Here is an 18,958-nt window from a genome sequence, read left to right on the forward strand (position 1 = left end):
TTTTAAAGTGATAAGCCAGCGCAAGCTGGTTTTTTTGTACCTAAAAATCACCAGCCCCCCCAACTCGCTCACTATAACTAATACTTATCCTACTAAAATCTTAGAGAAAAAATAATCAATTGAGTTACACTGCTAAGGGATAAATAGCAATTGGAGCTCAGCATGAGTCAGCGTACATTACACTCTTTATTTAAGCCCAAATCGGTGGCCATTATTGGTGCATCTAATGGAAAAAAACGAGCTGGTAATGTCGTAATGCGCAACCTTTTGTCAGGGGGCTTCTCAGGGCCAATCATGCCCGTCACCCCAAAGTATGAAGCCGTGCTCGGTGTGTTAGCTTACCCCAATATCGAATCATTACCCTTAAAGCCCGATCTCGCGATTATCTGCACCGCCGCCGCCCGCGTGCCCGCCATTGTTGAGCGACTGGCTCAATTTGGATGTAAAGTGGCCATTATTAATGCCTCTGGTATGGCGATGCAAAGCGATGATGAAGGCAATAATTTATTGGCGTTAACCCGCCAATACGCAAAGCGCTATGGTATGCGTTTATTGGGCCCAAATAGTTTGGGCATGATACTGCCCAATTTAGGGCTCAATGCCAGTTTAGCCCACACTAGCGCCCTGCCAGGAAAAATCGCCTTTGTGTCACAATCGGCCGCCATATGTACGACGGTATTGGACTGGGCTAATAACAAGGGGATCGGATTTTCCTCTTTTATCTCCTTAGGTGATGCTACCGATATCGACTTTGACGAATTACTGGATTTTCTCGGCCGAGACTCTCGCACCACAGCCATTTTGCTCTATGTCGACTCTATCAATGAGAAGCGCCATTTTTTATCTGCTGCTAGAGCCGCCGCACGTAATAAACCGATTTTAGTGATTAAGTCGGGACGGAGCTTAGAAGGCACCACTGCCGCCAAATTACATACGGGTGGGATTGGTGGTAATGATGCCGTCTATGAGGCCGCTTTTAGACGTGCGGGTATGTTGAGGGTTAACGACCTAATTGAGTTATTTGCCGCCGTTGAAACCCTAGCCCACTCTTCAGCTTTAGAAGGCGAACGTCTCGCCATTATGACTAACGGCGGTGGCCCTGCGGTACTTGCACTCGATCAACTGATGTTAAGCGGCGGTAAAGCTGCGCAGCTGGATCAAGTCACCACTGAAGCCCTTAACGCTGTGCTGCCGAGCACATGGTCTGGACAAAATCCGGTTGATATTGGCGGTGATGCCGATGCAGAGCGCTACACTCAATGTTTAAACATCTTAATGAATGCCGATATTGCCGATGCGATTTTAGTATTGCACTCGCCGTCGGCGCTGGGTGATAGCGTGGAAATTGCCGAGCGTATAGCGACGTTAATCGCCTCTCACCCTAATTGTAATCGCATCAATGTGCTTACCAATTGGAGTGGCGAAGATTCAGCTTATGCGGGGCGCAGATGCTTTAACCGTGCGGGGATCCCAACCTATAGAACATCAGAAGGTGCCGTGGGGGCCTTTATGCACATGGTGGAATACCGCCGCAACCAAAAGTTATTACAAGAAGTCCCTCAGTCTATCCCCGATAATATTCCCACCGATGCCGAGCTGGCGCGGCAACTCTTAGGTCAAGCCTTAGCTAAACATAAACAAGTGCTCGAGACCCACGAAGCGACAGCGATAATGAGCGCCTATGGCCTTAATACCATCGAAACCCATTTCGCCACTTCGGCGCAGCAGGCTGCTGAACTTGCTGATCAAATAGGCTACCCTGTCGCATTAAAAGTGCAATCACCTGATATTCATCATAAATCAGACGTGCACGGTGTCATACTCAACTTAACGACTCGTAATGAGTTGATGCAAGCAGCCGATGCCATCATCGGCCGTGTGCATAGCTTAAATCCCGATGCCATTATTGAAGGTATGATAGTGCAAAAGATGGCGCTTACCGCTGGAGCTCAGGAGATCCGGGTGGCGGTGATCAACGATGCTGTTTTCGGTCCGGCCATTTTACTTGGTGAAGGTGGCTCAGAATGGCAACCCAGCACCGATGCTGTGGTGGCACTGCCCCCGCTGAACATGACCTTGGCACGTTATATGGTGATCCAAGCATTAAAGACCCACAAACTCAAAGACAGACACTTACCCCTAGGGCTCGACATGAACGCCCTGTGCGTGATGTTGACGCAAATATCTCACTTGATCATCGATTGCCCCGAAATAGCGGGCTTAGATCTCAATCCGGTACTGTGCGCCGGAGAACAAATCACCCTGCTTGATGTGAACATCCAGCTGCAAGAGGGGGTTGTGGATAACAGTAATCGTCTGGCGATCTGCCCATACCCTAAAGAGTTAGAGCAACGCGCTAGATTAAAAAATGGCCTAGAGATCATGCTGCGGCCCATATTGCCTGAAGATGAACCCAAACATTTAGCCTTTGATAACTCCCTCTCTGACGAAGACAGATATAAGCGTTATTTTGGGGTGCGATCTAAGATGACCCATGAGGAGATGGCTGTATTAACTCAGATTGATTACGCCAGAGAGATGGCGTTTATTGCCACGACTAAAGGGCCTGACGGGGAAGATATCACTTTAGGTGCCGTACGAGCCTCTATCGATCCTGATAATACCGAAGCTGAGTTCGCCATGGCGGTTCGCAGCGACCATCAAGGAATTGGTTTGGGTAAACTGCTCCTCGAAAAGTTGATAGCCTATTACAAGGCCAATGATACCCAAGTATTAACCGGGTTTACCATGTTTGAAAATCGTAATATGGCAAGTCTAGCCAAGAACCTTGGCTTTACAGTGACCTTTGATATGGATGAACGCTTAATCAAGATGGATATGCAATTAAAGCCAAGTGAATAGCTAATTAGTGACATAGCAAATTACATAACATGAGGGTTGCTGTAGATGACAATACAAATAACAGCACCCTTACAAACCTAGCCCTTTCTCCCAACCTTAACCTTTAACACAGTTACGTCCCGCAGACTTGGCTCGATACAGTGATTCATCGGCACGGATAAAATAGCTATCTCTATCATCACCACTGCGTAAACTAGCCACCCCAACAGATACCGTAATGGCGCCAAGGGACAACTTATTATCTTTACCTATACTCAAACGCCGCTCGGCAATGCGAGTTCGCAGTAACTCGGCCACCACCATGGCACCTGCTTGATCAGTATCTGGCAGCAACACCACAAACTCCTCACCACCATAACGCGCCACAAAATCTTCACCTCGAACACCTTGTTTCAGGGCCAGCGCTATATAAACCAGCACTTTATCGCCAACCAGATGACCGTGGAGATCATTAAATTGTTTAAAATTATCGATATCGATAATCAATAAACTGCTATGAGTATTATGTTGTTTAAAATATTGAATATGAGTCAGTAACTCTTCATCGAAGGCACGGCGATTATATAAAGAGGTCAGTTGATCAGTCATTGCCACCAAGTTTAAGTTTTGCATCTCAGACTTGAGGTCAACAATCTCTTGACTCATCATAGATAAACTCTGCTCCATCTGCTGATTGCTCTGTACAACAGTACTGACTTCTTCGGCTAGTGCATCGATGAGTGTGCCCAAGCTTTTTTGATCCGGTGACAATTGTAGATCATGACTAAAATCGTTCAGGCTCTGGCCAAACTTCGCTGTACCTTCGGTGAGCAAAGACAACTTAGTCATCAATGTATTGATCAATAACTGGGTTTCAACCTGTACCGTTTGCATCACTTTGGGTGATTGTTCTTGAATAAATCGGCTATGTAAATTGCTATTAATATCTCGGGTAAAAGCTATTTTACTTGATAGCAATCCATCTATAGCACGCTTTAAATCAAGGTTTACACCACGAAAATACTCATACCATACAGCGTAGTTATCGGGTGTTACGGGAATACTAAGTTCAGACATGCGGGGGACTGCATGCCGTAAAATTTTCGCTGAAAGTTCCGTTTCAGAAAGGTGTTGCGCTAAATTCATTCACTATTGCCATTGATTAGTTGCGAGATCACAGGGGAAACCCACTGTTATAGAAGCCAGTCTTAGCCTGCGATTAACCTGACCACCACCATAAACAATTATCTGTAGTTACGCAGCAACTTTGTTACTAACTTGTTGCGCTCACATGCGCTTTCTCTATCTCGACTGCTAACTTACGGTGCAAAGTTAATTTAGCCCTCCAAACAAGGATAAATATTACGCCAAGCACATAAATTGAATGACCAAATGCCGAATAAAATACACGCAACATTTATTGCTGAAATTAACTTTAAACCGCGCGACTTATGTATAACTTAAGCTATACACAAGAAGAAGCTGTGGCATTATCCACGCAAGCGTTAATACGTCGATAGCGCTACAAAATGTCGTGTGATGCGAGCCAAGGCGCAACAAGGTCCACGCTAACTCAACATGGCAAACCTGAACTGATATAGCTTAAAACTCAAGGTTCATTCGCTTAAACAAGCCTAATAAGCAACGACGTTCATCGTCACTCATTTTTATCGTTAACAGTTGGGTCAATTGATGATGTAATTCATCATGTTGTTTATAAATTGCTTCACCAGCCGCCGTTAGTGTAACCAATACAGCGCGTCGATCACTTTGAGGCACTTGCCGCATAACTAAGCCACTATGCACCATCTTATCTATCTGTACTGTTAACGTACCAGTGGAGACCCCCATTTTTTCAGCCAACTCCTTCATGCGCATTACTCCGTTAACTCCTAAAATTTCAACGGCATGAATTTGTTGTAATGAATGTCCAGTGTCTTTTACGACCCCCTGTTCCCACGCTGATAGCTTGTCATAAAATTCAATAATCTCGTGACTTAATTTACAATAATTAATCTCCATAACCATCCGTCCTTCCAGAGAAAGATTGCACATCCGCTAAGGTAAACACCTCAATGGTGAGGTGATCGATCCGTTTAAATGAGGCTAGTTTTTGCCTAAAATACTCCACCTCTTTGGGATGTGGACTAACGATTGAGACCATAGCAGCGTGATGGTTGGCACTCACAGGCCAAACATGAATATCGCTCACTCTATGTTGCTCATCTTGTTCTACGGCATCAACCATTTGCTGTAAATACGCTTCGTCGATACTGGCATCGAGTAAAATCGGCGCAGTTTGCTTAACTAAACCCCAAGCCCAGAGACTAATAATGACCGCACCGACAATGCCCATAGCAGGATCTAACCACTGCCATCCTAGGTACTTAGCGAATAAAAGCGCGCCGATAGCCAAGAGTGAAGTAAGCGCATCGGCCATCACATGAAAATAAGCTGCACGTAAGTTATGATCATGCGCTGTACTTGGCCCATCACTGTGATGATGTTCGCTTTGCTCATGTTCATCAAGATTATGGGTATGTTTATGACTGTGCACATGATCGTGACTATGACTGTGATGATCTTTTAGTAACAACGCCGATATCACATTAACGGTTAGACCCAGCAAAGCCACCAATATGGCTTCATTAAAGTGGATCTGCTCCGGATTCAAGAAGCGGCTAACCGATTCTACGACCATAAGTAATGCCACTAGGCCTAGCGCAATGGCACTGGTGAATCCACCGAGAACACCAACCTTGCCTGTACCAAAAGCATACTTAGGATCGTCTGCGTATTTTCTGGCGTAGTAATAAGCAAATAAGGTGATCATAAACGCTGCCGCATGGGTACCCATGTGCCAACCATCAGCCAATAACGCCATCGAACCATATAGTGTGCCAGCAACAATTTCAGCCACCATGGTCACTAGCGTTAAATACAAGACATAACGGGTATTGCGCTCCCCCTCAGTGTTTAAACGAGCAAATTGATGGTTATGTTGCCAAGGCTTGGCATTGTGGTTCGCCATAAGTAAGTTTCTCGGTAAGATTGCTGACAAATAGTATGTCTTTCGAATACTTTGATTATCAAACTAAAATAACAGCAAAACAAGCCTATTACTTAAATTTACATTAGCAACCAAAGTAAATTATCACATGGAGATACTTGGACTTAGGTAAAGTCATGCGTTAAGTAAAGTGCAGGCCATTGTGATTAACTATCTGAGTACTATCGGTGCTGTTGTTGGGGAATCCCACATAAAAAACCTCTGCTATGGCAGAGGTTTTTTTATGTGGCTTAACAATCAGCGTCAAACTATTCTCGGTTAATTAAATGCCGCTGATAGCTTCTTTACACAATTGAGTAATGCGCTCCCAGTCGCCCTGCTCCATCGCATCTGTTGGTGCAATCCAGCTGCCACCGATACAATCCACATTATCCAATGCCAAATAATCTTTATAGCTACTGGGAGTAATACCACCCGTAGGGCAAAAACGAATATTACTTAATGGGCCAGAAAAAGCTTTCAACGCATTAACCCCACCAGAAGCTTCTGCCGGAAAAAACTTAAAATTGGTGTATCCCAGCGCCATTCCTTCCATCACTTCAGAGATACTGGCAACACCTGGGATCAAGGGTACAGTCCCTTCCATCGCCGCTTTAAGCAACTCAGTGGTGGCTCCTGGAGTGATAACAAACTGAGCCCCTGCATCTACAGCCTGCTTTAACTGCTCTTTATTTAAAATAGTGCCTGCACCAACCAGTGCTTCAGGGACTTCTTGGGCTATTTTAGTGATCGCTTCTAATGCACAAGGGGTGCGCAGTGTCACTTCTAATACGCTGATCCCCCCCGCCACCAGCGCCCGCGCTAAGGGCACAGCATCTTCAATTTTATTAATCACCATTACAGGGACGATTGGGCTACGTTTAAAAATATCTTGCGGTTGTATTGACCAGTTATTCTCAGCCATTGCTTTAGTCTTCCTAAGTGATTAATAATTTTCGTCGATCGTCGTGGTGCAACGAGCACCCGTCTCAGGACTACTTAAGTTAGATCGCAGTGCCGAGAACAGTTCTCGCCCCATACCGTAACTACTGCTGCGTAAGTTAACTCGCTCAGCCTCACGGGTCGACAACACGGTTTCATCTACTAGCAAGGTGAGTTCACCACTATTGGCATCGACGCGAATTAAATCGCCGTTTTCGACTTTAGCGATCATGCCACCATCTAAGGCTTCTGGCGTCAAGTGAATAGCTGCGGGCACTTTACCCGATGCGCCAGACATGCGCCCATCGGTTAGCAAAGCAACCTTAAAGCCTTTATCTTGCAATGTGCCTAAAATGGGCGTCAGCTTATGTAACTCAGGCATGCCTATCGCCTTAGGACCTTGGCCCTTAACGACGACAACGCAATCTTTGTCCAGCTCACCGGCTTTAAATAAGGCTTCTAACTTATTTTGATCGTCTATGACGATAGCTGGGGCTTCTACCACACGATGTGAGGGCGATACCGCCGAGACTTTTATCACCGCACGACCTAGATTGCCCTTAAGCAGTTTTAAGCCGCCATTGGCTTGGAAAGGCTGTGCCACTTTCGTCAGCACCTCAGGATCTAACGACTCACTTGGTCCCTCGACCCAAACCAGTTCATTATCAATCAGTTTAGGCTCTTGGGTGTAACGACGCAGACCAAAACCGGCTACCGTATTAACCTCTTCGTGCAGTAAACCTGCATCGAGTAGCTCTTTGATCAAGAACGCCATACCGCCTGCGGCGTGGAAATGGTTAATATCAGCATGACCATTAGGATAGACACGTGCTAATAACGGTACGGCATCGGACAGCTCAGAAAAATCATCCCAATTAACAATAATACCGGCCGCGCGGGCAGCGGCCACAATATGCATGGTTAAATTGGTTGAGCCACCTGTAGCAAGTAAGGCAACAATACCGTTAACTACCGATTTTTCGTTCACCACTTCACCGATAGGCGTGTACTGTGTGCCCATCTCAGTGAGACGACAAACCTGCTTAGCCGCCATCTTGTTTAAGGCTTCACGCAGTGGATCGTCTGGATTAACAAACGAAGACCCCGGTAATTGCAGCCCCATCACCTCAAGCATCAACTGATTACTGTTAGCCGTACCGTAAAAGGTACAAGTGCCGGCGCTGTGATAAGACTTTGACTCGGCTTCGAGTAGCGCCGCTCTGTCGACTTGACCTTGGGCAAACTGCTGACGAATACGCGCTTTCTCTTTATTTGGGATCCCCGACTTCATCGGCCCGGCTGGCACAAACAGCATTGGCAAGTGACCAAAACTCAAGGCGCCGATGAGCAACCCTGGTACGATTTTGTCACAAATACCCAGCAATAATGCCCCATCAAACATGTTATGTGACAAACCCACGGCAGTGGCCATCGCGATCACTTCACGGCTCAGTAAACTTAGCTCCATACCTGGTTGACCTTGGGTAACCCCGTCACACATGGCTGGTACGCCACCTGCAACTTGCGCAACGCTGCCCACTTCTTGGCAGGCCGCTTTTAGCAACTGAGGATAATGCTCATAAGGCTGATGCGCCGACAGCATGTCATTAAAGGCCGTGACAATGCCGATGTTTGCTTTGGTCAATGCCTTAATGGCACTCTTATCGGTGGGGCTACAGGCTGCAAAACCGTGGGCTAAATTGCCACAACTTAAACTGCTGCGATGCACCCCATTAATTTTAGCCTCATTAAGGGCGGCTAAATACTGAGCACGAGAATGCTGGCTTCGAGCGATAATTCTATCGGTAACTGACTGGACTACTGCGTGCATAATAACTCCTTAGGCGCTCCAATAAACATCGACTGGCGTGCTATGCTGGCCTAATACGGCGCGGATAGGCATCGCTTTTTCGTCTTCATTTTCGAGCGCTTGACGGTAAACTGCTAACTTTTGTTCACCGACAATGTGTAAATAAATTTGACGGCTAGCTAACACCGCTTTTTTAGACAAGGTCATGCGTCCATGAGGCGCAGTACTTGGATTGACCGCTAAACAGAGGGCTTGAGTGGTCAGTGCCTGTTCGATTTCAGCGGCGCAAGGAAACCAGGAACAAGTATGGCCATCGTTACCCATGCCTAACACCACCACATCAAACGGCTTGGGGAAATTAGCTAAATGCTCAATCGTCATATCAACGCCGGCTTCTGGGGTCGCGAACATATTTTTTAGTCCACGAAATTTAGCCGCTGCTGCGCGGTGCTGTAACAGATGCAGCCTAACTAGCTGTTCATTAGAGTCATCTGATTCAGTATCGACCCAACGCTCATCGGCCAAGGTGATGTAAACATCACCCCATTCAATAGCCTTATGGCTCAATAACTCAAATAATGCTATGGGTGTCGAACCACCAGAAACCACGAGGCTTGCCTTACCACGGGCATCAATAGCCGCTTGTAATTGATTGGCTATACGTTCGGCAAGCTGATGTTCCAGCGCGGCTTTATTATCAAACGACTTAAACACTGATTCTTTAATCATGACAACTCCTTGCTATTCGTCCCACGAACGACCGTCTTTGGCGATTAACGCCACTGACGCTACAGGGCCCCAACTTCCTGCTGGATAGGGCTTAGGTCTTTCATTACTCTCTTCCCACGCTTGAATAATGCCATCAACCCACTTCCACGCTTGTTCCACTTCATCGCGGCGCACAAATAGCGCCTGATTACCCAGCATAGCCTCGAGTAATAAACGTTCATAGGCATCGGCAATGCGATCGTTTTTAAAGGTATCTGAAAAGCTTAAATCCAGCTTGGTGGTTTGCAATCGCTGTTTCTGCTCAAGACCAGGCACTTTATTCATCATCTGAATTTCGACCCCTTCATGGGGCTGTAAGCGAATAGTTAATTTATTGGCTGGTAGATTACGATAGCTGGAACGATAGAGGTTATGAGGTGGATTCTTGAAATAAACAACAATCTCAGAACTCTTAGTGGGCATACGCTTACCACTGCGCAGATAAAATGGTACGCCAGCCCAACGCCAATTATCGATATCGACTCTGAGCGCCACAAAGGTTTCAGCTTTAGACTGCGTATTAGCGCCCTCTTCTTCTAAATACCCTGGCACGGGTGTACCTTTTAAAAATCCGGCCGAATATTGACCGCGGACGGTATTTTCATAAATGTTGTCGGCATCTATTTTTCTTAACGACTTAAGCACCTTCACTTTTTCATCACGGATACTGTCGGCATCTAAGTTTACAGGAGGGTCCATCGCCACCAAGGTCAATACCTGTAACAAATGGTTTTGGATCATATCGCGCATTTGGCCAGCTTTATCGAAATAGCCCCAACGACCTTCAATCCCCACCTCTTCCGCAACCGTGATTTGCACATGATCTATGGTGCGATTATCCCATTTAGAAGCAAATAACGAGTTAGCAAATCGCAGGGCGATCAGGTTTTGTACAGTCTCTTTACCTAGGTAATGGTCGATGCGATACACTTGATTTTCATTGAAATAAGCACTGACCTGATCGTTGATCACCTTGGATGATTCGAGATCCGAACCAATCGGCTTTTCCAGAACTACTCGGGTATCTGGAAAAATCAGGTTTTGTTGGTGCAGGCAACGACAGATGTCGCCAAAAATAGCAGGAGGAGTGGCAAAATAATTAACCATGACGCGCTTTTCTGGCTCTAATACATCATGAAAAGCCGCGTAACCTTCTGGCTCAGTAAAATTGGTAGCGATGTAAATGCAGCGTTTAAGGAAGCGCGCCAAGGTTTGTTCGCACAATGCTTCTTTAACAAAACTCGTTAACGCAGTGTGCACTAAGTCTTGGTATTCATCTTGGGTAAACTCATCTTTGGCCACCCCAAGTATTTTTGTCTCTTTATTAAGTAGACCGGCCTTATCGAGCTGGTATAAAGAGGGCAATAACTTACGCCGTGCTAAATCGCCTTTGGTTCCAAACAATACAAAATCACAAGCTTTGGCTTCTGCTGATGTCATGCCCATAGCTTAAAAGTCTCCTATACCACAATGGCCCATCGCATCGATGAGTAATTCACATATTTGTTGTAATATAACAACAGAATTCGTTAAATGCATCTAAATTTTACAAAAAATGACCTATCAGTAAACTAGTAACAAGACGACAAAATCTGATATGCTTTTCTCGATTAACTGTCTCTATATAGTAGCAAGTTTGCTGTGTAGTCAGATTATAGTTCGATATATAAAGCCAGACTTTAGCACTTTTTGTTTGTTTCTATGAATGACATAAAAGAATAAATATAATTACATTACTATCGAGTGGATGTACGCATATGAATACCCTAGAAAAGGTTCAGAAAAGCCTAACTCATTTCAGTAAATCGGAACGTAAAGTCGCTGAGGTCATTTTAGCCTCACCACAAACCGCTATCCACTCCAGCATTGCGACATTGGCAAAAATGGCCGACGTGAGTGAGCCAACGGTTAACCGATTCTGTAGACGCTTAGACACCAAGGGATTTCCAGATTTTAAACTGCACCTAGCTCAAAGTTTAGCTAATGGTACACCTTATGTTAGCCGCCACGTAGAAGAGGACGATAGCCCAGACTCTTACACCACCAAGATTTTTGAATCATCAATGGCAGCGCTCGATACGGCGAGGCAGAGTATGGATACCGCCGCCATCAATAAAGCCGTGGATATTCTCACTCAGGCAAAGAAGATCTCATTTTTTGGTCTAGGGGCATCTGCTTCTGTAGCTCATGATGCACAAAATAAGTTCTTTCGTTTCAATGTGCCCGTAATCAGTTTTGATGATGTGTTAATGCAACGCATGAGCTGTATTAATAGTACCGAAGGTGACGTGGTTGTGCTTATTTCACACACCGGACGCACTAAATCCTTAATCGACATTGCCCGTTTAGCGCGTGAAAATGGTGCGGCAGTGATTGCGATCACCTCGCGTAACTCCCCCCTCTCAAGCGAATGTACCTTACCGGTGACAATGGAAGTACCAGAAGACACAGACATGTACTTGCCCATGGCCTCTCGCTTAGCCCAGTTAGTCATTATAGATGTGTTAGCCACAGGCTTTACCTTGCGCCGCGGCCCCCGCTTTAGAGAGAGTTTAAAACGAGTTAAAGAGGTACTTAAAGAGTCACGTATAGAGAAAGATCCTATACTCTAAGTACGCTTGAGCAGCATTAAAGGCGAGTTGGTTTATCCAAATCGCCTTTTTTTTACCTTTTTGCCGCTACGGCTCACAAAATTAATAACTTGAGGTAGATCATTTTGTTTGTAATTTTCCTACAAAACTGAAGTTTGTCTGTTAATATAGGGTAAGATTTTTTAACTTTAACGGAGTATCTCATGTTCCGCAGAACCAAAATTGTAACGACACTCGGTCCCGCAACCGATCGCGATGACAACTTACGTCGTATTATCAAAGCTGGTGCCAACGTTGTCCGCCTCAACTTCTCCCACGGCTCACCCGAAGATCACCTTAAACGCGCTACCGATGTGCGCAATATTGCCAAAGAACTGGGTGTTCATGTGGCTATATTAGGTGATTTACAGGGGCCCAAAATCCGTGTATCCACCTTTAAAGATAACAAGAAGGTACAACTTGACCTTGGCAAACCTTTTATCCTAGATGCTGATTTAGCCAAAGGTGAAGGTGACGAGCATCAAGTCGGCATTGACTATAAAGAGCTTCCAAACGATGTCACCATTGGCGATATCTTGATGCTCGACGATGGCCGAGTACAACTTAGAGTTGAAAAAGTTGACGGCAACAAGGTGCACACCACTGTGACAGTTGCTGGCCCCTTGTCTAACAATAAAGGCATCAACAAAAAAGGCGGCGGGCTTTCTGCAGCGGCGTTAACAGAAAAAGATAAACGAGATATTATTACCGCAGCAGCGATTAAGGTTGATTACCTTGCAGTATCATTCCCACGCTGCGGCGCTGACTTAAATTATGCCCGCGAATTGGCGCGTAAGGCGGGGAGCAATGCATTAATCGTCTCTAAAGTTGAACGCGCTGAAGCGGTTGCGACCGACGAAGCGATGGACGATGTGATTTTAGCATCTGATGCCGTAATGGTTGCTCGTGGTGACTTAGGGGTTGAAATTGGTGATGCGGCGCTGGTTGCCGTACAAAAGAAACTCATTAGCCGCTCTCGTCAGCTCAATAAGAGCGTGATCACCGCGACTCAGATGATGGAGTCGATGATAACCAGCCCAATGCCTACTCGCGCCGAAGTAATGGATGTGGCTAACGCCGTGCTTGACGGCACTGATGCCGTGATGCTTTCAGCCGAAACGGCGGCAGGTGACTTCCCTGAAGAAACGGTATTGGCCATGGCCAATGTTTGTCTTGGCGCTGAAGCTCACCCAAGCGTACAAGTATCGAAACATCGTTTAGATGAGCGCTTTACGTCAGTAGAAGAGACCATCGCGCTGTCAACAATGTATGCGGCCAATCATCTAGAGGGCGTTAAAGCTATTGTCGCTTTAACTGAATCGGGAGCTACACCACAACTGATGTCACGCATTAGTTCTGCACTGCCTATTTTTGCCTTATCACGTCACGATGTGACACTGGCCAAAATGGCATTGTATCGCGGGGTACAACCTTTTTACTTTGACTCTACCGCGCATGCTGCCGATGAACTGGCCAAGAAAGCGTTAGAGGCACTACAAGCAGCGGGTTACCTCAACAGTGGCGATATGGTATTGATGACCAAAGGTGATGCGATGGAAACCATTGGTGGCACCAATACCTGTAAAGTACTTATCGTGGCGTAATGATGACACTCTTATCGAGATAGAGTCATCAAGCTAAAACAACTAGATATAAAAAAGGTACGCATTGCGTACCTTTTTTTCAATCTGTTGTATGTTGCCTGCAAGTTAAATCAATCATTTCAAACTAAGCTTACAGGTTATGGCATACTTAACTCACTCACAAAGAATCCTTATAGCCTTATCTAGCCGATTCAGTGTGGATAATTGATTAATCTGATAAAGGTTTAGTTATAAACGCTCGAAATCATCCACCGCAATAGCCGCTTGGCGCAGCGTGTCGGCCTCAATCAATTGCTTAAACTCGTTATCGCTAATGATGCTAGCGTCTAGGGCCTGTTGATAAAGCAGCGCAGGCGCGAGCTTTTTGGCAAGCTTGCCCTCTTTTTGCGCGCGTTTGATTTTTTTCACCAATCCACCGCAGGCATGCAGCGCCATAAATGCCTGCTCGACTTCTGCCATACCGCCTGCATCGCCATCAAAGTTAGGACACAAGAAGGTCAGCCTGTCTCTAGCCGGTCCAGGTTTAAGCATGCCTTGGCACACATTAATCGCTAACTTATCATCAGGGCCGTTGAAATGATTCCCCAGTGGAAAAACCAGCAAGCGCATTAACCAAGCGACGGGGCGATTAGGGAAATTACGCAGCGCCCCTTGCAATGCATTGGCCGCCTTATGCAAGCGAGTTTGCATGACATAGTGCACCGCGGGTAAATCATCTTGCTGGCGACCATTGTCTTCAAACAATTTTAACGTAGCAGAGCCTAAGTAAAGCTCACTGAGTACATCGCCCAAACGTGCTGATAACATCTCTTTACGCTTTAAATCACCACCCATAATCAACATTGAAAGGTCGGTCACAAACGCCAACGCAGCCGAGATGCGAGTCATGTGCTTATAATACTGTGCTGTACTGCCACTGACTGGCGCGGTATTAAAACGGCTACCGCTAAGCGCACTAAACAACGAACTAAAGGCATTACGACAGGCATAACCCATATGGCCTAACAGTAAGTTATCAAAACGTGCTAAGGCCGCACTGTCATCGTCCATTGCCGCCGCTTCCATTTCGGCTAACACATAAGGGTGACAACGGGTCGCGCCTTGGCCAAAGATCATTAAACTGCGGGTGAGAATATTAGCCCCTTCAACCGTGATCGAAATCGGGTTTGCTATATAACCATGACCTAAATAGTTTTTCGGTCCCAGCTGGATCCCCTTACCCGACTGAATGTCCATGGCGTCGTTAAACACATCACGGCCCATCTCGGTCATATGGTATTTAGCAATTGCAGTAACCACCGATGGTTTCACTTTAAGATCGATCCCCGTGGTGGTTAATCGGCGCGCCGCCTCTAGCTGATAAGTATTGGCAATGATCCGCGCCATCGCCTCTTGAACGCCTTCAAATTGCCCAATAGCTAAACCAAACTGATGCCTAACGTAGCTATAGGCTGTTGTGGTTTTAGTGGCTAGGTGTCCCGATGCTGTCGCCAATGCAGGCAGTGAGATCCCTCGGCCTGCCGATAGGCATTCCACCAGCATGCGCCAACCGCGCCCAGCGTATTGAGGGCCACCGATAATCCAATCGAGCGGAATAAACACCTCTTTGCCCTGAGTGGTACCGTTCATAAAGGCCATATTCAGAGGATTATGGCGACGACCGATTTCAACACCTGGATGATCGGTCGGAATAAGCGCACAGGTGATCCCAAAATCAGGGTTATCGCCTAGTAGCCCATCGGGATCACGCATTTGAAACGCGAGCCCCAATACTGTCGCGACTGGCGCTAAGGTAATATAACGTTTATCCCACGTGAGACTTAGCCCCAATACTTCTTCACCATCAATGATTTTACGACAAACGATCCCTTCATCAGGAATGGCACCCGCATCAGAGCCGGCCTCGGGGCCAGTCAGGGCAAAACAAGGCACCGCTTCACCACTGGCTAACAAAGGTAACCAATGTTCACGCTGCTCTTTGGTACCATAATGGGTCAGTAATTCACCAGGGCCTAATGAGTTAGGCACCATAACGGTCACGGCGGCGCTCACACTGCGACTGGCCAATTTACTCACAATAGTTGAATTAGCGTAAGCGGAAAATGCTTTACCACCATATTCTTTAGGAATAATAAGCGCGAAAAATCCTTCATCTTTAAAGTATTGCCACAATTCTGGCGGAAGATCCTTACGATTTTGTACTATGTCAAAATCGTCGATCATCGTCAGCGCCGTCATCACTTGATTATCAATAAACGACTTCTCTTCTTCACTAAGGGCTGGCTTACCGTAACTGTGTAAGGTGTCCCAATTGGGCTTACCGCGAAATAGCTCCCCCTCCCACCATACATCACCGGCTTCCATCGCTTCCTTTTCAGTATCAGACAGCGGCGGTAGCACCTTTTTGAAAAAGGCAAACACTGGCCGCGTGATAAACTGCATGCGAATACTTTTAACACCAAACAGCACTATGATGAGCAATAGTGCCAAAATAAAAAGAGTCATAACGCCCCCTATTGGGTACTTACTGGCACTGCCACGCCGGCAGCGAGATATGGAATAACTTTGCGAATAACGGCCTCTATATCATAGTGCTCGTTAAAATCGGCCTGAGCAATTTCAGTTAGTGCATCGGCGGATGCCATAGTGAAGACTACGGTACCTAAGGTAAAGTGTAATCGCCAAAACATCTCTGCGGGGGGAATATGTGGTGCACTTTCTGCTACCGCCTCCACAAACTTGTTAAGGTGCTCACCGTAATGAGTCGTGATAAACCAGCGTAGATGCCCCTGACTTTCGATATAACCCCGGCCAAGTAATTGTAAAAAAGTGCTGGTGCCATCCGCTTTAAACTTGTTCAATTCAAGTAACGGTTTAACTAAAGAGGAAAAGATATCATTTAACGATGGTGATCCGCTGGCCTTAATGAGCACCAATTCATCAGAGGCTTCAGGCATAAAACGGTCTAAGTAGCGTGCTAGCACCGCCCTGATCAGCTCTTTTTTTGAACCAAAATGATAATTAACCGAGGCAAGATTAACCTCGGCTTTACTGGTGATCAATCTTAATGAGGTTTCTGAAAAACCACGCTCAGCAAATAGCTTTTCGGCGGCATCCAGTATTCTTGTTTTAGTGTCGGATCGACTTGCCATCCCGTGACCTTAACTCTGATTTAAACATGCGTTTAAATTAAACACTAGTATACTTTTTGTCAAATGAAATTCCATTGCGCTATCACACTTAACGCATCAAGCCGTTAAATAGCCTAACGATAAGTGGATCAAGTATTAGCAAAGCAACAAGTCAAATTAAACACAAAATGCCACCCAAGTAATTAACGAAGATGCGCCCCTTTTCTGGTCAACTCTCGCGTGTTGACTCTAGCCTTATCCGACTTGGACAGCATCACCATTAATGCCCCCGTTCCGCCCCACTCTCTTGGCGCGCTATGATAGCCAATCACACCGTCAATCGAAGGTAACCAATGAACTAAGCAAGATTTAATTAACGCGGGAAACGGTTTGTTATTAACGCCAGTACCATGGATCACGATGACATTGCGATAATCACAGTCCACACTACGTTGAATAAAATCGAACAGCAAGGCTTTGGCACGCTTAACATTATGAGCTTTAAGATCAATATCAGCTTGCATGCCATAGTGACCTTGACGGAATAATTTAAACACTTGTTGCTGTACTCCTTCGCTTTTCATGCTGATCACAGCATCGGGCGCAACAGGCTCAATCACGCTCAAGTCATCACTTAAACGAGAAAGTGCTTCTCTGCGTTTAGTTTCGAAGTATTTATGTTGCTGTGAATGCGATAAGGCAATCTGTGAGCTGACTGCTGTTTTATCGACATTAAGAGGAACCACATCCGCCATTGAGGCAAGAAACATCGCGCGCTCTTCTTCAGTCATGGTGTTGTTTCCTCTTACTCTTATATTAATGGCGATAAAATAACTATCGCTACAGCATTAAAACATATCGATTAGCGGCACTATTTTGACTGTAGCAAGAAAAAATATCCACCAAGCATACAGATTATTTATGCCGCAACACTCATGGACAAGCAACCTTGACCCCATCGATGAACATTATGTGAAGCAACTTTAGCCAAGGACTGCGTGACACACTTTGTTAATATCTAACTCTTTCCCAGCAAAAGGCCTTAGATTATAGTGACGCTAGTATTAGTAAAAATGAATATCTTAATGAAATTTTTGACATCCTTAGTCCTTATCTGCAGCACGCTATGTTGCACTACAGCCATTGCACAACATACCGATAATGAGGCCTTAAACCTGTTTTATAGCCAATTTAGCAGTGCATTTACCCAGCTCGACGCCACTGTCATTGCAGATCTGTATGCTGAAGATGCCTGTTATATCCCTGAGCAACAAAGCAAGGCAATCACCATGGGGCGGGAAAATATCATTAACCTATATCAAAAATTTTTCGGCAAGATCAAACATAAAAATGCCCAAATTGAGGTCGATTTTCGCGTTATCGATAGGCAAATATCATCTCAAAGTGCCACAGACATTGGTTATTATCTTATCCGCTTTTATCCGCCAAAAGAGAGCGAGGAACCCATGAGTGAATTTGCAGGCAAATTTGTCACTGTTTCAAAAAAATTAGCCGATGGACGTTGGTACTTAACGGTGGACACTAATAACCGCGGGGAACCAGCATTCTATTACGATGCCAAACCACAGCCAAACCTGTATTATGGCAGCCAATTTTCCACAGCCAGTAATAAATCGACCCATGAAAAGTAATTCATCTGAAGGTGAACAAGCATTCAACCACGACAACACCTCTCTGCTTTGTCCGTGCGGTCAGCATGCAAAAGGACAGCGCTTAGCCTACCAAACGTGCTGCCAAACTTACCATCAAGGCGCATTAGCACTGACTCCAGAAACCTTGATGCGCAGCCGCTACAGTGCCTTTGTCATGCGCCTACATGACTACCTGATCGCTACTCATCATCCCGATACCTTAAATGGCTTAACCCAATCGATATTAAATAGCGATAATCAGACCCTATGGTTGGGTTTAAGTATTCAGCGTAGCGCAACCACTGGCGATAACGGCCTGGTTGAATTTCATGCCTGGTATCAAGAAGACAATCACCTAGATGCCATACACGAAGTATCGCAGTTCATTAGGCAGCAAGGCGTATGGTGGTATACCAGTGGTGAGCAGCTTAATCCGCAGCTCCCCAAGCGTAACGACACTTGTATCTGTTATAGCGGGCGTAAATTTAAACAGTGCTGCTTAAATCTAGCGAATTGATAATCCAAACTATG

The 18,958-nt window shown here is 45.7% G+C and carries 15 protein-coding genes; 5 read left to right on the top strand and 10 right to left on the bottom strand.

The window, feature by feature from the left end:
• Positions 1-162: 162 nt before the first annotated feature.
• On the top strand, positions 163-2,862 hold the full coding sequence (locus AC5YBX_RS09570) for a bifunctional acetate--CoA ligase family protein/GNAT family N-acetyltransferase (RefSeq protein WP_494523572.1): 2,700 nt from the start codon (positions 163-165) through the stop codon (positions 2,860-2,862).
• 96 nt (positions 2,863-2,958) lie between these two features.
• Here AC5YBX_RS09570 and AC5YBX_RS09575 read toward each other — a convergent pair whose 3' ends face one another.
• From AC5YBX_RS09575 to zwf, 7 genes are all read right to left on the bottom strand, one after another.
• The gene (locus AC5YBX_RS09575) at positions 2,959-3,987 is read right to left on the bottom strand and encodes a GGDEF domain-containing protein (protein ID WP_494519035.1); all 1,029 of its coding nucleotides are present in this window, start codon (positions 3,985-3,987) and stop codon (positions 2,959-2,961) included.
• Positions 3,988-4,443: 456 nt separating this feature from the next.
• Positions 4,444-4,863: a MarR family winged helix-turn-helix transcriptional regulator gene (locus AC5YBX_RS09580; protein ID WP_494523573.1), complete on the bottom strand. Its 420-nt coding sequence runs from the start codon at positions 4,861-4,863 to the stop codon at positions 4,444-4,446.
• Positions 4,853-5,872, bottom strand: a complete 1,020-nt coding sequence (gene dmeF, locus AC5YBX_RS09585) for a CDF family Co(II)/Ni(II) efflux transporter DmeF (protein WP_494523574.1) — start codon at positions 5,870-5,872, stop codon at positions 4,853-4,855. The genes AC5YBX_RS09580 and dmeF overlap by 11 nt, the downstream gene beginning before the upstream one ends.
• A 301-nt stretch (positions 5,873-6,173) precedes the next feature.
• Entirely contained in the window at positions 6,174-6,815 is a 642-nt protein-coding gene (locus AC5YBX_RS09590) for a bifunctional 4-hydroxy-2-oxoglutarate aldolase/2-dehydro-3-deoxy-phosphogluconate aldolase (RefSeq protein WP_494519032.1), read from the bottom strand.
• Positions 6,816-6,836: 21 nt separating this feature from the next.
• Positions 6,837-8,663: a phosphogluconate dehydratase gene (edd, locus tag AC5YBX_RS09595; protein WP_494519031.1), complete on the bottom strand. Its 1,827-nt coding sequence runs from the start codon at positions 8,661-8,663 to the stop codon at positions 6,837-6,839.
• Positions 8,664-8,672: 9 nt separating this feature from the next.
• Positions 8,673-9,371, bottom strand: coding sequence for a 6-phosphogluconolactonase (gene pgl, locus AC5YBX_RS09600; RefSeq protein WP_494523575.1), 699 nt, complete (start codon positions 9,369-9,371; stop codon positions 8,673-8,675).
• A 12-nt stretch (positions 9,372-9,383) separates the two neighbouring features.
• The gene (gene zwf / locus AC5YBX_RS09605) at positions 9,384-10,856 is read right to left on the bottom strand and encodes a glucose-6-phosphate dehydrogenase (protein ID WP_494519029.1); all 1,473 of its coding nucleotides are present in this window, start codon (positions 10,854-10,856) and stop codon (positions 9,384-9,386) included.
• A gap of 311 nt (positions 10,857-11,167) precedes the next feature.
• Between zwf and AC5YBX_RS09610 the strand changes: the two genes are divergently transcribed.
• Together AC5YBX_RS09610 and pyk are read left to right on the top strand one after the other, a co-directional pair.
• Positions 11,168-12,022, top strand: a complete 855-nt coding sequence (locus tag AC5YBX_RS09610) for a MurR/RpiR family transcriptional regulator (protein WP_110457715.1) — start codon at positions 11,168-11,170, stop codon at positions 12,020-12,022.
• 182 nt (positions 12,023-12,204) lie between these two features.
• Positions 12,205-13,644 (top strand): pyruvate kinase, encoded by a 1,440-nt coding sequence (gene pyk / locus AC5YBX_RS09615; RefSeq protein WP_494519028.1) that lies wholly within the window; start codon positions 12,205-12,207, stop codon positions 13,642-13,644.
• 228 nt (positions 13,645-13,872) lie between these two features.
• Here pyk and AC5YBX_RS09620 read toward each other — a convergent pair whose 3' ends face one another.
• From AC5YBX_RS09620 to AC5YBX_RS09630, 3 genes are all read right to left on the bottom strand, one after another.
• A complete protein-coding gene (locus AC5YBX_RS09620; RefSeq protein WP_494519027.1) occupies positions 13,873-16,149 on the bottom strand; it encodes an acyl-CoA dehydrogenase in 2,277 nt (758 codons plus the stop codon).
• An 8-nt stretch (positions 16,150-16,157) separates the two neighbouring features.
• The gene (psrA, locus tag AC5YBX_RS09625) at positions 16,158-16,796 is read right to left on the bottom strand and encodes a TetR family transcriptional repressor PsrA (protein ID WP_494519026.1); all 639 of its coding nucleotides are present in this window, start codon (positions 16,794-16,796) and stop codon (positions 16,158-16,160) included.
• Between the two features lie 182 nt (positions 16,797-16,978).
• Entirely contained in the window at positions 16,979-17,566 is a 588-nt protein-coding gene (locus AC5YBX_RS09630; RefSeq protein ID WP_494523576.1) for a Smr/MutS family protein, read from the bottom strand.
• 294 nt (positions 17,567-17,860) lie between these two features.
• Here AC5YBX_RS09630 and AC5YBX_RS09635 point away from each other — a divergent pair, with 294 nt between their 5' ends.
• Together AC5YBX_RS09635 and AC5YBX_RS09640 are read left to right on the top strand one after the other, a co-directional pair.
• Positions 17,861-18,427, top strand: coding sequence for a YybH family protein (locus AC5YBX_RS09635; RefSeq protein WP_494519024.1), 567 nt, complete (start codon positions 17,861-17,863; stop codon positions 18,425-18,427).
• On the top strand, positions 18,417-18,944 hold the full coding sequence (locus AC5YBX_RS09640; protein ID WP_494523577.1) for a YchJ family protein: 528 nt from the start codon (positions 18,417-18,419) through the stop codon (positions 18,942-18,944). Before AC5YBX_RS09635 ends, AC5YBX_RS09640 begins: the two co-directional genes overlap by 11 nt.
• The last annotated feature ends 14 nt before the right edge of the window (positions 18,945-18,958 follow it).

The sequence above is a fragment of the Shewanella sp. 492 genome, from assembly GCF_059338445.1.